This window comes from Roseimaritima sediminicola (assembly GCF_009618275.1).
GTDB classification, from domain to species: Bacteria; Planctomycetota; Planctomycetia; order Pirellulales; family Pirellulaceae; genus Roseimaritima; species Roseimaritima sediminicola.
Genome location: NZ_WIAD01000078.1, coordinates 1 through 14,507 on the forward strand (window position 1 = coordinate 1; position 14,507 = coordinate 14,507).

Genomic DNA, 14,507 nt, shown 5'->3' on the forward strand with positions numbered 1-14,507 from the left:
AGAAAAAGAAACTCATCGGCTGCTTAACTCGTAGCGGCACGGCCTGGACTGATGGAACGCTGCACGCTTTTGACCACGACTTTGGGTCCTACGCGAACTCCGAGAAGACGATTCCCAACGGGTCTACGAAACGGTTGCCAAAGAGAGAGCCTCGCTTATCCCGCGACAGGTTCGGATACTGGCAAGTTTGCTGCCGATGCCCTGCGGCGCGTCACTTTACTCGTCACTAAACTCCGGCGAAACGTAACGAACAAGGAGACAGCAGGGGGACGCAAACTACAAAAACACCAAGGAAAACGCGATCTTCCGCGGCCAACCGTCTCCGTTCGGGACGCAGAGGTCGCTGGTTCAAATCCAGTCGCCCCGACTGGGGAAACGTGAGGGTGTTTACAGTCAGATCACCGTGAACATAAACGTTTGAACGAGTAGCACTTAGCGTGATTTTTGTTCGTTGCATGTACAATAGACAGTGATTTTCAGCTGAGGTGCTGGGATACGCAAACGCTTATGCAGTAACAGCTTAGGGTGTTCAAATCTTGTCGCCTGTGCGGATGAAGTTCTTACCTGTTTGCAAAGCTTGCTTTGGTCGTTTTGGCGGTTGCTTGGTGATCGATCATGTTGCGGCGAGGCTGGGTCGTCGATAGAGCCTGATTTATTGGGTGAAAAAGCCTGCCGGACCCAGGCTGTCCGGACAGGCATAAATAGCGTCCATCGGCGAAACTTAAACGTCCAGCTTTCCTCGGCTATGCGGCCATCGCCTGACACGCTTCAGCACATCGACGGCAGGCTTCCTCGCAGCGCTTACATTGTTCGGCTTCATGCTTCGAGCACTCGTCCGCGCAGGCGTTGCAAATCGTCGCGCATAGCTTGCAGATGTCCCCGCAAAACTGGGAGTCGCGACTACACAGCGACGCACACAGCCAGCACATTGCAGCGCAGTCCAGGCATGATCTCAGACAATCGGCTCGTTCGCCTCCTGCCGGCGCACAGCACTGCGTGGCACATGTTTCACATTCCTGAGCGCATGCGACGCACGCGTCAATGCATTTTTGTTTTGCTTCATTCGTCATCATTTTCTCCTTTATGGTCCAGTTTTGGTGAAAACTCCAGCGAGAGTGGACCGTCATCCAACTGGAAGTTGTTCGTGTTGATCACGCGTATCCCAATTTCTTCAGGGTCTCGCGCATTCGTTGCTCGTTCGTATGACCGGGGTCATGGAGCACATGAACGCGTTTGGCTTTAACATCTGGCATGACCTTCTGCACACCGTCGAGCGCCATCAGTCCCTGCGTGATTTTTTCCGAACATCCTTCGCAGACCATTCCCGGTGCGGATAGTTCCGTTTCGATGACGGACGCGTTTTCTTCGTCGTAATCCTGCCCAAGATCCACACGCGTCAGCGACAACGTGTTCAGCAGAATGGCAAAGATCGAGAAAATCATGACCCCGATAGCGACCGCCGGCGTTATCAATCCAGCAACCGCCAGTGTCATTCCGACGAAGTTAAATAGAACGGCAACTGCTATGTTCTGTTTCATTTTGCGATGGGAGGCGCGCCCCAGCAGGACGGCGGAAAGAACCCTTCCGATCTGGTCGCTGACCAGCACGACTCCGGCAGACTCCATCGCTACGTCAGTTCCCGCTCCAAGTGCGATGCCGACGTCCGATTGCACCAGCGCCGGAGCGTCGTTGACGCCGTCGCCAACCATCGCCACCTTGCGTCCTGACTGCTGAAGCTGCTCGATCACCTTGACCTTTTCGGCCGGCAACAGTTCGGCATAGACCTCATCAATGCCCAACTGACGCGCGACGGACTCTGCCACCGAACGGCTGTCTCCGGTCAGCATAGCCGTCTTGAGTCCCAAGGCATCGAAGTGCCGCATCACCTGCTGCGAGCCGCGTCGCGGCATATCCTGCAAAGCGACTGCCCCCAGTAGATTGCCGTCGGCAGCCACGTAGACCACTGTATTATCGTCTTCGAGGTCGGCTGCTTGACTGGCGGAAGTCACATCGACGCCACGTTCGCTAAGAAACGCCTGCTTGCCGACCAGTACATCTTGTCCGTCAATCCGGCAGGAAACACCCTGGCCGGGTATGGCTTTGAAATCTTCTACTGATCGGGTGTCGTCGACGCCTTGCAGTTCGGCGTATTTCACAATGGCTTTCGCGAGCGGGTGCTCGGACGGTTGCTCGGCGGCCCGCACCAGGGACAACAGGTCGCGCTCGCCAAGGACCAACGTACGCACAGCCTTGACCGTCGGCCGGCCGTAAGTCAGCGTGCCCGTTTTGTCGAACACCACAGTATCGACGTCCGAAAGTTCCTGAAAGAACTCACCGGCTTTTACCAGAAGACCTCGCGCTACTCCTCGGTTACCGCCAATCGCCAGTGCCATCGGTGTGGTGATCCCTAATGCACACGGATAGCCCATGATGACCGTGGTCAGCGCGATGTAGATAGCTTGCGGCAGCGCGGAGGCAATTCCGGCACCGGTCGCCAGTAAGACCGCCAACCAGCCGATGCCAGCAAGAGCAGCCATGATGAAAACGACCGGCCCGTAGTAGTTCATCAAGCGATCCATGAGTAGCATCACCGGCGGCTTACGTTCCTCGATCTGCCGCATCAGCCGCACGACCTGATTGAGAAACGTCTCTTCGCCGACGCGGGTGGCTTTGACTTTCAGGAATCCGTCCAGGTTCGTCGTGCCGCCGACAACTTCCTTTCCCGGCTCCACATACACCGGCGCGCTTTCTCCGGTGACAGTGGACATGTCCAGACTGGACGTGCCCTCTTCTACTTCGCCATCAACCGGGACTCGTTCGCCGGGCCGAAGGACAACAATTTCGCCTTGCGCGACTTGATCGGCAGAGACTTCGACTTCCTTACCGCCACGGATCACACGCGCATTTTGAGCCTGTAACGACAACAGTTTACGCACGGCATCTGCCGCCGTTTTCCGCGTGGCCAGTTTGAAGTAGCCAAAAAACAAATGCAGTGCCATCAACAGGCCCGCAATGGGAAAGAAGTTGGGCCAGGCCACAGCGGCCACAGCGTTCCCCTGCCATAACGCCACGAGATGCACGGCGCCGATCGCAAACGCTCCCCACGACGAGGCCGACAAGAGCACGTTGGCATTGATGACGCGATTTCTGATTGCCATCCATGTCTTTCGCAGAATCGGATAGCCGACCCACAACAAAATCACGAGCGAGATTGCCAGACTCGCCAGCGGGTACACCAGCGGCGAAAGCGACAAACTAAATAGATTCGCTGTGACCAGCGGATGCAGCAGCAGATTGAAGATCGCCAGGCCCAGCGCTAAAAAGCCACGACGCTTGATGGTTGTGAAGATTGCCTGGTCCGTCTCATATTGCTGTGCTTCGGTGCTAACGACCGTATATCCGAGGCTTTCGACGGCCGTTTCCAGGCGATCGGTACTGACCTTTGCTGGTTCGCGATCAACCAGAATCACGCCGTGTACCAGATTGACTTGTACGTTGCGCACGCCCTCCATGCGTCCGAGCGCTTTCTCGACGGACATTGTGCAGAAAGAGCACATCATGCCGCTGGCTTTGATCTGAACCAGCTTGCCGTTCGATTCCGGACTTGCAGATGGTTGCTGCTTGTTTACTTCTGAGATGGTTGTTGACATGGTTTTACCTCGTTCTAATTCGTAAATCGTTGTGCGATGAATGTGATTCCCAAAATGAGCAGGACAACGCCGGAGACCTTTTCCAGCACTGGCTGCCAACGGGCGATACTTTTGAATTCCTTCAGCCAGCCCGTGAATGTTCCTGCCAGTAGCAAAGGCGCTCCACGCACCAGGGCAAACACGAACAGCAGTGCCGCACCAAACAACGGGCTGCCAACACTTCCCGCATACAGGAGCATTGCCAGTACGACGGGGATGGAACACGGACATGCGGAACCGACGAGCCCGAATGGAAGGCCCAAAAAATAGGCACCGACGCTACTACTCACACGTCGCTCAGGTGCCTCGACGAGGGGAGTCTTCAGGCGAACCTTTCCCAGCATGGCCAGACCCAGGATTACGAGGACGGCTCCGGCCACGAGATAGCCGTTGCGTCCAAACATGGGAGCCAACGAGGCACCTGCCCAGCCGAAAATCAGGCCATAGGCTCCGAACGTAGTTGCCGTTCCCAGCACAAATGCCAGGCTTCGCGATGATGCTTTCCAACGACTGATTTCTGGATCGCGAGCCAAATAGCTCATCAAAGCGGGAGTCAGCGCCAGAACTGTTGGCGACAATGCCAGCAGTAGACCTGCCAAAGCTGCCAGAACGAACGCAGTGGGTGAGAATGCTTCAAGTTCTGACAGGCGATCGTAAACCTGGTCCAGCCAACTCATTCGGCTCTTTCCTCATTTTCGACATTGCTGGAATCGGAGCTGGCCGACTTGAACTCGACACTCTGGGCCTGAATCGCAAAGTCCGAACCACGCCGTACGACTTCACCAGTGACCTCCGCCAGCTCACCCACATGGTCTTGCGAAAGACGAACGGGAGATGAGAGCAGGTCAACGAAAGTTGCGCCGTCGGTCGCTTCGACACGGAGCCAGCAACCTGCTGCAGGACACTGTTCGACAACCCTGCCAGTAACGGTGACCGTCTGGCCCATCATCTCTTCCGAGAGAGCACCCGCCGGAACCGACAACGCGTCAACATCCGATGATGGTGGCGCAGTCGTGACCTGTGAATCGCTTTCTTGTGACGACTCGCTCGAATCGCAGCCGCTCAGCGCGAACATAGCCAGCAGCACTGCGGACGAAAACAAAACTGCCGCAGACACTGAAATTGTCGTGATCGAATTGGATTTCTTCATGGATAGACCCTCACTCGTAGAAATTCGCCGGTTGCAGAAACCTGCAACTCATCTATTCTACGGCCCGTACCTAGGTACGGAGTCAAGGGCCTTTTTATGATTGCGTCCAGATCATAAGCAAATGCCCTTAGCCAGGCTCCTCGGATTCTGAACGCCCGCTAAGCGATTCGATGATCGGACAGGCAGACGAGGAACCATTGCTTGCACATGCGCAACGCAAACTCTCCAACGCCTCACGCATTGACCGTAAGTCACGGAGTTTCAGATCGATTTCGGCCAGCTTGGCGTCTACAAGGGTTGTCGCCTTCTTCGAGGCTCGACGCGGGACTTTGCGCAGAGACAACAACTCTTTAACTTCCTTGAGCGAGAATCCAAGTTCTTGCGAGCGTTTGATGAAGTGGATCAGTTCAACCGTTTCGGGAGGATACTCTCGATAGCCGGATGCTCGCCGTGGCGGCTCCGGCAAAATGCCTTCACGCTCATAAAAACGCAGCGTCTCGACATTGACTCCCGCAAGCTTAGCGACTTTTCCTGTACTCAGTGTCATACCCAACTCCGCTGATTTGGTTGCCTCTCCATTGTACACCCCGTACGTTGGTACGGAGTCAACCGAAAACTGGCTGTTTTTTGGGTGGCAGGCGGAGAATGTTGTGTCGCGTCAATCCGAGGGAGCCACAGCAGACGACCAAGATGAGGAAGCCGACTTCACGGACCTCGTCGACATCTACCGAGAATTGCTTTCCTTGGAATGCAGGTCGCCCGTACCAACGCAACTTTCGCCAGCACACTCGCGCAGATCGAACGGACCGTGGGATGCGAGGTGGTTGGCAGCGATTTCCGTTGATTCTAAAGTTTCCTAACGATGTTGAGTTCGTCAACGAAACATCGCCCTTGACTCAGCGTTATCGATCGCCTTCCCGACCTCCTTTCCCCAACTTCGGAAACAAACGGGTCGTGCTGCTTGGCTCTTGTAGTGTGAGATTCGGCATTTGAGCCGCAAGGACGCTCCTGTCAGGTGGACCCATACACTTGCAAACGTCGCGAATCAGCGCGAGCCCAGCATGATCACTGCCATACCAGCCAAGCAAAGGCAGACTCCGAGCAGGTCCCACGTGTTTGGCCGAATGCCGTCGACCTTCCAAAGCCATACCAGCGCAACGGAAATGTAGACGCCACCGTAAGCCGCGTAGACGCGTCCGGCTGCTGTCGGATGAAGGGACAGCAGCCACGCGAAAATGCCAAGACTCGCCGCTGCTGGCAACAAGAGCCAAGCCGATCCTTCACGTCTAAGCCACAAGTACGGCAAATAGCAGCCGACGATTTCAGCCAGAGCCGTGATGATGAACAGAATCGTAATCTTTAGCAGTTCCATGCAAATTCCAAGTCTTCGCTACAGGTTGCTTTCTTGAATCGACGGATCACTTCTTGTTCCTCAAGTCAGCGACGACTTGGCAACAGTCAGAGTTCTTCTGCCGGTGGCATTGTTCCAAGGCAGACTTAAGCACCTTGCGAACATGCCGCAGGTCTTTAAGTCGTTCCTCGACATCGGTCAAGCGAGCTTCGATGAGGCCCTGAACATTGCCGCACGTTGGTGCTTTGCCTTCGCCGTCGGCAAGCAGTGACTTGATGTCTTCCAGTGTGAAGCCAATGGCTTGAGCCGCTCTAATGAACTTCAGTTTCTTAAGCGATTGGTCGCCGTAGAGTCGGTAATTGCCGCAACTGCGATCTTCCGGTTCAACGAGACGGATTCGCTCGTAGTAACGCAGTGTCGATATCGGAATGTCAGCGGCTTTCGCCAACTCACTTATTGTCAGTTGCTTGCTCATTTCGATTCTCCACGGGCCGAGTCCGAACCGGCGTAACGCCAGCTTTCGCGGGGGAAAACAAAAAATCGCGAATCCGGCTTGACATTGCACCTAGGTGCAACCTCGATAATACAGGAAGGACGTCCATGCAGCAATCGAGGTGAGTACGAAAACGGAGCAACGATGTGATGAGCAAGCAGACCGAGACAGCGAAGAGGGTTCAGTGTCCATCTTGTGGATACAAGGCCAAACGGGTGAGCACATTGACGCTCGGCGCGTTGCTCGATGACGAGTTGGCCAAACAGTTCACAGCAGACAGTCGATCCTGCTGTGCTACGGCAAGTGAAGATTGCGCATCCTTCAAAGATGACACTGGCTGGCGGTTTTGCCCATCGCAGGACTGCGACGTAGTGTACTTCGCTGAGGAAGAAGACACGCAGTTCACCGAGTCGCAACTGAAAGTTCCGGTCGGTGTGAAGGAGTCCAGCGGGGAGCGCCCCCTGTGCTACTGTTTCGGCCATTCGGTTGGCAGCATCAAAGAGGAACTTGGCACAAAGGGCCGTTCCGACGCTCTGGAAGACATCCGAACGAAGATGGGAGACCCCGGCTGTCGCTGTGAGACCTCCAACCCGAGCGGTTCGTGCTGTCTAGGGAGTGTGACGAAAGGTATCCAAATCGCTCAGGAGGAAATGCGGATGAATGACTTGAACGTGACGCCCACATCGACGGCGAAATCATCGACAGGACGTGGCGAGAAAATCGCCAAGATCGGCACTGTCGTCTCGGCGATCATGGCCTCGGCCTGTTGCTGGCTACCGCTGCTTCTGCTGGCGGTTGGCGTGTCCGGGGCCGGGATCGCAGCCACGCTGGAAACGTATCGCCCACTATTCATGGTCGTGACGTTCGGATTTCTCGGCGCAGCGTTCTACTTCACCTACCGTCCCACGAAAGCTGTTGCCGAATCGGGACACGACTGCTGTACCACGGAAAGTGAAGTGGCGGACGACTGCTGTGCCACGACCGGTAAACGTCGCTTCAATATGATGGCGTTGAACAAGGTCATGCTATGGGGCGTGACCGTGTTGGCGGTCGCCTTCCTCTTCTTTCCCAGCTACGTCGGTGTATTGTTTGGCACGAGTGATGCCGCCGCCGTGACGGAGGATATGAACCGGGCCGTCTTCCAGATCGAAGGCATGACCTGTGAAGGCTGTGCTACGACAGTCGCTCAAGCGATCCGTCAGGTGCCCGGCGTCGTCGCCGTAGATGTCAACTACGAGAAAGGGCAGGCGGTCGTCGGCGTGAAACCCGGTAACCCAATCCCCAATGAAGACATTCTGACGGCCTTGAAGAAAGCCGGATATACCGGAGAACTTCTGAGTTCAGGGAAAATATCCGAAGCCGACGACACGACGCCAACAGAAGCCAAATGGTCAACAGGCAGCGAGGGCGACAAGCAGGCGAGCAATGCTCCGAACGAATCGCTTCGTCAAACCGTCTTGAACATCGAAGGCATGACCTGCGAGGGATGTGCGGTGGGAGTTTCGGAAGCGATCCGCAGCGTTCCCGGCATCACCAGTGTTTACGTCGATTTCCAGTCTGGCCGAGCCAGCGTCCAAAGCCCGGCTTGCTGTACTTTCCCGAAGAATGCTGTTCTGTCTGCGGTTGAGAAAGCTGGTTTCAAGGGAGAAGTGGATGGGGATGAGTCTCCCGTCTCGAAGCAAGGAGCAGGATCGTGACAGGAAACAAGAGAAAACGTATTGTCATTGCCGTAGGGCTACTCATTGTTCTGGGAACGGGGCCTATTTTGGCACCCGCTTCGTTTCCAAGTTGCTAACGTGGCGTGAATTGGACCAAACGTATGAGGAGCAATTCGCTCCTCCCTCCGAGATTGCTCCCGACCTCAAGGGGAAGAGACTTGTTTTCCACATGAAGACCGGGCTGGATCAGGATGACAGCCAGATTTGTGTCGGCTTCAACATCATCTTTGCGGCCATTGAAGCAGGGGCCGATGTTTCGATCCTGTTCGACGCAGGTGCGATTCTCGACCTGCACGGCAATTTGGCCTCAACGAGCGTGCCTGTGCGGCTTCAGAAGCTCATTGCCTATCAGATGAACCTCTCTGTCGATCAAATGCCCAAGAATTACGGTGAATACCTTGACTTGCTACAGCGTCGAGGAGCAAAGGTGTATGCCAACACCGCAATGTTGATTGTCACCGGAGACGCCCTACAGGTGAAACAGAAGATTTCCGGTTACGAGTTCGTTGAGCCAGCGACATACGCAAAGGTGGCGGAATTACTCTCTGAGGCAGATTCTGTCATCGTTTACTAACATTTACAAAGGAAAAAGAAATATGGATAAAAATAATTATGATCTCGTTGTCCTTGGCTCCGGTTCGACGGCCTTTGCTGCGGCACTGGCAGCGCAGGAATTGGGCAAAATTGCCGTGATGACGGAGGAGCGAATCGTCGGCGGCACCTGCGTCAACCGGGGTTGCTTGCCGTCGAAGAACTTGATCGAAGCGGCCAAGCTCCTGCACGATGCTCGTCATCCTCGCTATCCCGGCCTCAATTCCTGCTCAATGGAATTGGATTTCTCGGCCTTGATCGCTCAAAAGAGCGATGTCGTCCACGGCTACAGAGAGAAGAAGTACGAGAGCCTGATCGATGGTCGCATCCACATTGAACAGGGACATGTTCAGTTCATCGACCCGCATACAGTCGAGATCAACGGAAAGCGGCTCACCGGCGAGAAGGTGCTGATCGCCACCGGCTCCCGTCCAGTCACTCCTTACATCGAGGGCTTGGATCAGGTGCCTTATCTGACCAGCGATCTGCTGACCGTGGATGAAGAAGTCGAACTGACCGAACTTCCCAAGTCCCTGCTGATCGTCGGCGGTGGTTACATTTCTTTGGAACTCGGCCAGATGTTTCACCGCTTCGGGACCGACGTGAAGATTCTGGAGCGAAACTCGCAGTTGCTTGCCCACGGCTACGAGCCAGAGGTCGGGCAAGCCATCGGGCAGGTGTTCGCAGAAGAAGGTATCGAAGTTGTTACCGACGCCTCAGTGAACGCTGTCCGACAAGCAGATCATGAAGTCGTGGCGACGGCCACGATAAACGGGACAGAACGAGAGTACCGAGCCGAGAAGCTGCTGGTGGCAACAGGCCGACGCCCGAACACAGACAGAATTGGCATTGAGAAAACAGGCATATCCGTCAATGAGCGTAGCGAAATCAAGGTGGACGAATACCTGAGAACCAGCGTCCCGCACATTTTCGCTGCCGGAGACGTTGTTGGGCTGCAAGCCGAAAGCCAGATGGCGACTCCGGTGGGAAGCCAAGACGGAGGAATTGCGGCGAGAAACGCATTTTCCAACGGCAAGTTGCGAGCAGTCGACCATCGGGTGATCCCTCGGTGCATTTTCACTGATCCCCAGATTGCCGTGGTTGGCATGACTGAGGAAATGGCAGTTGCCGCCGGCCATCAGTGCTGGTGCAATACGATTCCCATGTCGCTCGTCCCCCGTGCCGGGGCGATTCGAGATACCAGAGGCATGATCAAAATGGTCGCCGACGCCGAAACGAACGAGGTCCTGGGTGTCTCAATGGTTGGTGCCGATGCAGGGGAGGTTATCCATGAAGCGGCGATGGGCCTGCGATTTCGTGCCAAGCTCCACGATTTCATCGACCTGCTGCACGTCTACCCAACAATGGCGGAGGCTTTAAAAATTGCCGCCATTTCCAAATACAAGGACCCAGCGAAACTCTCGTGCTGTGCAGAGTAAGCGGCGACATACGCACCGTTACGGGCTTGTCATCGACTCGGCCTTCCGCAGAAATACAGATGCACTAGAACACATCTGTCTCACCGCATCCGGGACACGACCTTAGGCGAAGCTGACGAAGGTATTCCTGACGGTATTGTTCTTGCTTGGTGGGATCATCGAGGGCGTCTTGCTCAGTCTGTTTCTCGGTTGTATCGAGGCTGCATTCAGTCTCTTGCTCTTCCTTGGGATCTTCGCTTGGAGTAGCGGAGGCACTCATCGGTTTGGGTCTCCATCTGAAACGTTTGGCAGGGCCACGCCACAACGCCTTTGCGTACGGGTAGCCAGAAGCACAAATAGGCGATCAGCAAAGAAGCCCTGGAAAGCGTCTTTGCGGGATCGTGCCAGCGAAGGAGCCGCTAATCAAACTTCGATTTGCAAGGCTGCGGAGAAAGCTGTTCGGTGAACCGCTTTCCGCCTTGCTTTGGAAGGCGAGAAGCAAATCACTTCAGCTGTTTACGGCTTTGTCCGATCAGGGACTTAAGCCCTGCAAAACCCACGGGATCGGATGTTTGCAGGTCAGAAAGAGCGGAGCAAAAAAGTTCTAACCGTGTCCTGTCGCCCCGACTGTCGAAATCTTGAAAAGCCCATCGTCGTAATCGGCGATGGGCTTTTTTTGGGCAGGGTGGGCATGATGATTGCAGGGTTGACAGGGGCATCGACACGCATTGAACAAAAAGGATCCGCATCCGATGGCAAAATTGCACGATAAGATTGCTCAGGCGAAAAAACGGCGGGCGCGGCGTGAACGGGAGGGCAAAGTCGGCACGACGACGCAGGTCAAGCTGAAAGCGACCACGGGGGAGCGGAACCGGGTTACCCATCAGCACCCCCGAATGCTGCTCGAGATCGAGCAGACGCTCGTCGCGGTGGGGACCGTCGTCGATGCCGACGACGCCGACGTCGATACCGCCATCCGCGCGATCTTGGAGCGGAAACCGGCGGCCAGCGACGCCGCCCAAGAGTTGGTCAAATCGCTCAACGCCAAGCAACTGGAGAACTCGTATGACGAGGAAACCTGGCACGCTGGGTTGCGGGTGATCTACCGATCCGTCACCACCCGCAGCAAATGCCGCCGCGGCGACACCGACTACCTGGACTACGCCACCGGTTTCGTCGCCAGGGCCTCGAAGCGTCGCTAGACCGAAGCAAAAGGGACTTCAGCCCCACCCAAACCTGCGGGACCGGCCGTTTGCCGGAATGTAAGGCAGGCCCCCCGCGAAGCAGGAACAGCTCCTAGCCGGCGAGCCGCCGGTGCACCACACTTGCGCCGAAACCGAGCAATTTCCTCAAGGCTACGGTTTCCTGGTCGACCAACGGAACCAAGCTTCTGAACCCCAACTTGAAATCCAAAACAGCTCGTCGCCTCGATTTGCGGCGAGCTGTTTTCTGTTTGTCAGCAAAAAGCTACGCGATCCGTGAAGCTTATTCTGGCCAGTTCCAACAGCGGCTCCACTTCAAACAACGAAGACGGGCCATCTCTGGAGAACCGCTGTGAGGCAAAGAGTCAGCGAAGTTCAAGTCCAGTCGCCACTCTCGATGTTTGTCAGTCTGGTTCGAATCCTAATCGAGGACTTGAATCCAGATTCACTGCAGATAAGCCGTGCGAAGACGATCTCCACCTACGCGAGACATTCCAAAGCAGCCTACTGCAGGAGGATCGCTCCTTCCACGCTACCCGCCCACTGCTCGGACTTCACAAGCCAATGCCCAACGGTCCCCTGACGGTCGCGACTCGGATGCCGACTGCGTCCCCACGTCTTACAATGGGATGTTCGCCGACGAGAACGAAGCGAAGTACCAGCGGGACGCCGACGCAGCAGTGCTGGCTAAGGTCGCTAATCTATCGATGCTGATGAGATCGATCGCGGTTTCGGGTTCTGAAGAGCGCAGCAATGCATAAGAAACTGTTGCCATTCATTGAAGATCTTGAGAAAGCCGTCGAGGATGAAGATACGGTAGCTGCAAAAGTGGCTTTGCACCGTTTGAACGACGAAACGATCTACTCCGGTAATGAGGTCTATGACCGCCTGCATGCGATTGAGTCCAAGCTGACCGTCGTACTCCTCCAAGGCATGAAGCCATCAGAATTCGGAAAGCTGATTTCTGACAATAGGCATTTGTTTGCCTACAAGGTTTGGGAAGCGATTGAAGGAATCCATGATCGCATAAGTGTCGGGACGCTATGGGAAATCAAGGACTTCATGGGATTTCCTTCCCCTAACTCTTGCCCAAAGCTGCATTCCATGCTTGCAGAAGCGGACGGTGAGGAGATTAGCAAACAGCTGATTGAAACAATTGACCGATTGGCAAGTGCAGAAGCCGCCGAAGGAACCAACCAATCCAATCACGAGAAAACGATGTCGGCATTCCGATTCGTTCGTTGGAGTCCAAGCGATGGAGGCTTATCGGATTGCGTGCGACTTCTCGCCATGCGCCCCGACAACGACGCGCAGCTCGCCTGCAGACGCTATCTCATGAGCCTGCCCTGGGGAGCGGAACGACAGGCAACGCTTGCCTTGCTCGACGGTATGGTTGCGAGACCGCAGACCAACAACCGCGAGATCTTCAAAGAAGCTCTCGCTACGCATGACGGTCCGGCTAGTCTTCGCACCTGGCTATGGGCTGCCATTGGGGAAACCAGCCCTGATGAGTGTCTGCTCGGGGTCATTGCAGATCTCGCCGCTGCCGAGAAAGACTCAGACCGAAACACATTCATTGCGTATCTGGACTCCGCGATGTCGCAAGCCCGACAGGAGCGCATCTCGTACCCTCGCGAGGCGGTCGCTTCCGTGGCAGAGAGCGTTGATACAGCGAACTGGCCAAGAATCACACGAGGTTACTATGGCACCTTACTCAACACCCATTTACCCGCTGCCGATGCTTCACGTGTGAGCGGACGCATAGAGCGATGCGCGGTGTCATTGGCACGCATCTGGGAAGTCGTCCGCTTGGACCATATGGGTTGCTTTATTCCCTTGGCTTTGATGATCACCATGGGATGGTTAGCACAGTTTTGTTTGGACAAGCTTCTGGGAAAACCCGACTCTGGTTCATGGTTGCCAGTCGCATTTTTTTGGGCGTGGATCGCGTGGGCACTGGTTAACGTGCGAACGCATTTTTCCGGGCATGAGACGATAACGGGCAAAGCGTTTGCGGGCCTCATCACCACAGGTTCCGCCGCACCAGTTATAAAGACTACCGAACCACGCTGATTCGGCAGCACGCACTAAACCTACGGCCAGCATGTTCCGCTCGGCGCACTGACAACGGTCGGTGGCTGTGCGGATGCTGGTCGTGGTGAGAGGGCCTCACATACGGCTCTCGCGATCCAGTGATCACCCGGACTTTGCACCTGTACTTCGTGAAACAGCGATACCACTTTCTGAGATGAGCGAAAGATGGCAGATACGCGACAAATAGTCAGCTGGGCACTCGAGCGGGCGTGCCCGATGCGTGAAGGAACTGAATGGACGGATCCTGTGCAGACTCGGCGGGACCTGTATCAGCTGCAGATTTGCGCAGAACGGATAGAGGATGGTCACATCGTCGATGGAATCTGGGTTACGAGCACGTATTGGGGGAACGACGCGTCCGACAACAACGTTGACATTCCGAGTTCCGGCATCCGGGTTGATGAAGTTGCCAAAGCCTTTGGAGGATGGGACGCTGTACGAGATACGTGCCGGAGCTGCGAGGCAAACGTAGCCAACAACTCTCGTGACTCAGTGGCAGGCTGCCATGAGTCACTCGATGTAATGCACCCGCACAGCGAACAGCTCGATGAATTGCTGTGGGAAACGATTCGACTGCACGGTCTCGAAGATCGACTCCGTGCCAGCTTTCAAATCACAACCCCTTTATGGTTTGGGTTCTGGATGGACTCTCCCCTGAATCGAAGGCGATGCGAATTTCTGCTTGATCTTCTGCCTCGGTCGTTGCCTCGTCTCTGGGGGAAAGATGAGTTTGGGAACGACGTTGAGCCGATATTTGACACGAACCAGTTCGTGTTCTCTGACTTCGACCCTTCCGAATAC

At 55.5% G+C, this 14,507-nt stretch carries 13 protein-coding genes; 6 read left to right on the top strand and 7 right to left on the bottom strand.

What is annotated here, in order from left to right:
- Nucleotides 1-743 precede the first annotated feature (743 nt).
- The 7 genes from GE027_RS23685 to GE027_RS21535 all read right to left on the bottom strand — a co-directional run bounded on the left by GE027_RS23685 (nucleotide 744) and on the right by GE027_RS21535 (nucleotide 6,665).
- Nucleotides 744-1,127: a four-helix bundle copper-binding protein gene (locus tag GE027_RS23685; protein ID WP_315852929.1), complete on the bottom strand. Its 384-nt coding sequence runs from the start codon at nucleotides 1,125-1,127 to the stop codon at nucleotides 744-746.
- A 24-nt stretch (nucleotides 1,128-1,151) separates the two neighbouring features.
- Nucleotides 1,152-3,650, bottom strand: a complete 2,499-nt coding sequence (locus GE027_RS21510) for a heavy metal translocating P-type ATPase (protein WP_153559292.1) — start codon at nucleotides 3,648-3,650, stop codon at nucleotides 1,152-1,154.
- 14 nt (nucleotides 3,651-3,664) lie between these two features.
- On the bottom strand, nucleotides 3,665-4,366 hold the full coding sequence (locus GE027_RS21515) for a cytochrome c biogenesis CcdA family protein (protein ID WP_153559293.1): 702 nt from the start codon (nucleotides 4,364-4,366) through the stop codon (nucleotides 3,665-3,667).
- Nucleotides 4,363-4,839 (bottom strand): hypothetical protein, encoded by a 477-nt coding sequence (locus tag GE027_RS21520; protein WP_153559294.1) that lies wholly within the window; start codon nucleotides 4,837-4,839, stop codon nucleotides 4,363-4,365. The genes GE027_RS21515 and GE027_RS21520 overlap by 4 nt, the downstream gene beginning before the upstream one ends.
- 127 nt (nucleotides 4,840-4,966) lie before the next feature.
- Entirely contained in the window at nucleotides 4,967-5,386 is a 420-nt protein-coding gene (locus GE027_RS21525; RefSeq protein ID WP_153559295.1) for a MerR family transcriptional regulator, read from the bottom strand.
- Nucleotides 5,387-5,884: 498 nt separating this feature from the next.
- A complete protein-coding gene (locus GE027_RS21530) occupies nucleotides 5,885-6,211 on the bottom strand; it encodes a YnfA family protein (protein WP_153559296.1) in 327 nt (108 codons plus the stop codon).
- 46 nt (nucleotides 6,212-6,257) lie between these two features.
- Entirely contained in the window at nucleotides 6,258-6,665 is a 408-nt protein-coding gene (locus GE027_RS21535) for a MerR family transcriptional regulator (protein ID WP_153559297.1), read from the bottom strand.
- Nucleotides 6,666-6,898: 233 nt separating this feature from the next.
- On the opposite strand from GE027_RS21535, the gene GE027_RS21540 reads away from it, so the two are divergent.
- The 6 genes from GE027_RS21540 to GE027_RS23495 form a co-directional block, all read left to right on the top strand.
- Complete coding sequence (locus GE027_RS21540; protein WP_153559298.1) at nucleotides 6,899-8,380, top strand: mercuric transporter MerT family protein; 1,482 nt, start codon at nucleotides 6,899-6,901, stop codon at nucleotides 8,378-8,380.
- Between the two features lie 109 nt (nucleotides 8,381-8,489).
- Complete coding sequence (locus GE027_RS21545; RefSeq protein ID WP_162006863.1) at nucleotides 8,490-8,975, top strand: hypothetical protein; 486 nt, start codon at nucleotides 8,490-8,492, stop codon at nucleotides 8,973-8,975.
- A gap of 22 nt (nucleotides 8,976-8,997) precedes the next feature.
- Nucleotides 8,998-10,431, top strand: coding sequence for a mercury(II) reductase (gene merA, locus GE027_RS21550; protein WP_153559300.1), 1,434 nt, complete (start codon nucleotides 8,998-9,000; stop codon nucleotides 10,429-10,431).
- A gap of 731 nt (nucleotides 10,432-11,162) precedes the next feature.
- Entirely contained in the window at nucleotides 11,163-11,612 is a 450-nt protein-coding gene (locus GE027_RS21555; protein WP_153559301.1) for a hypothetical protein, read from the top strand.
- A 753-nt stretch (nucleotides 11,613-12,365) separates the two neighbouring features.
- Nucleotides 12,366-13,685, top strand: coding sequence for a hypothetical protein (locus GE027_RS21560; protein WP_153559302.1), 1,320 nt, complete (start codon nucleotides 12,366-12,368; stop codon nucleotides 13,683-13,685).
- A gap of 186 nt (nucleotides 13,686-13,871) precedes the next feature.
- Nucleotides 13,872-14,507 (top strand): hypothetical protein (locus tag GE027_RS23495; RefSeq protein ID WP_237607719.1); only part of this gene is annotated, 636 nt, incomplete at its 3' end.

Excerpts from the sequence above, each read along its gene's own strand:
- GE027_RS23685 (WP_315852929.1), bottom strand. The coding sequence starts at position 1,127 with ATGACGGTCCACTCTCGCTGGAGTTTTCACCAAAACTGGACCATAAAG.
- GE027_RS21510 (WP_153559292.1), bottom strand. The coding sequence starts at position 3,650 with ATGTCAACAACCATCTCAGAAGTAAACAAGCAGCAACCATCTGCAAGT.
- GE027_RS21515 (WP_153559293.1), bottom strand. The coding sequence starts at position 4,366 with ATGAGTTGGCTGGACCAGGTTTACGATCGCCTGTCAGAACTTGAAGCA.
- GE027_RS21520 (WP_153559294.1), bottom strand. The coding sequence starts at position 4,839 with ATGAAGAAATCCAATTCGATCACGACAATTTCAGTGTCTGCGGCAGTT.
- GE027_RS21525 (WP_153559295.1), bottom strand. The coding sequence starts at position 5,386 with ATGACACTGAGTACAGGAAAAGTCGCTAAGCTTGCGGGAGTCAATGTC.
- GE027_RS21530 (WP_153559296.1), bottom strand. The coding sequence starts at position 6,211 with ATGGAACTGCTAAAGATTACGATTCTGTTCATCATCACGGCTCTGGCT.
- GE027_RS21535 (WP_153559297.1), bottom strand. The coding sequence starts at position 6,665 with ATGAGCAAGCAACTGACAATAAGTGAGTTGGCGAAAGCCGCTGACATT.
- merA (WP_153559300.1), top strand. The coding sequence starts at position 8,998 with ATGGATAAAAATAATTATGATCTCGTTGTCCTTGGCTCCGGTTCGACG.
- GE027_RS21555 (WP_153559301.1), top strand. The coding sequence starts at position 11,163 with ATGGCAAAATTGCACGATAAGATTGCTCAGGCGAAAAAACGGCGGGCG.
- GE027_RS21560 (WP_153559302.1), top strand. The coding sequence starts at position 12,366 with ATGCATAAGAAACTGTTGCCATTCATTGAAGATCTTGAGAAAGCCGTC.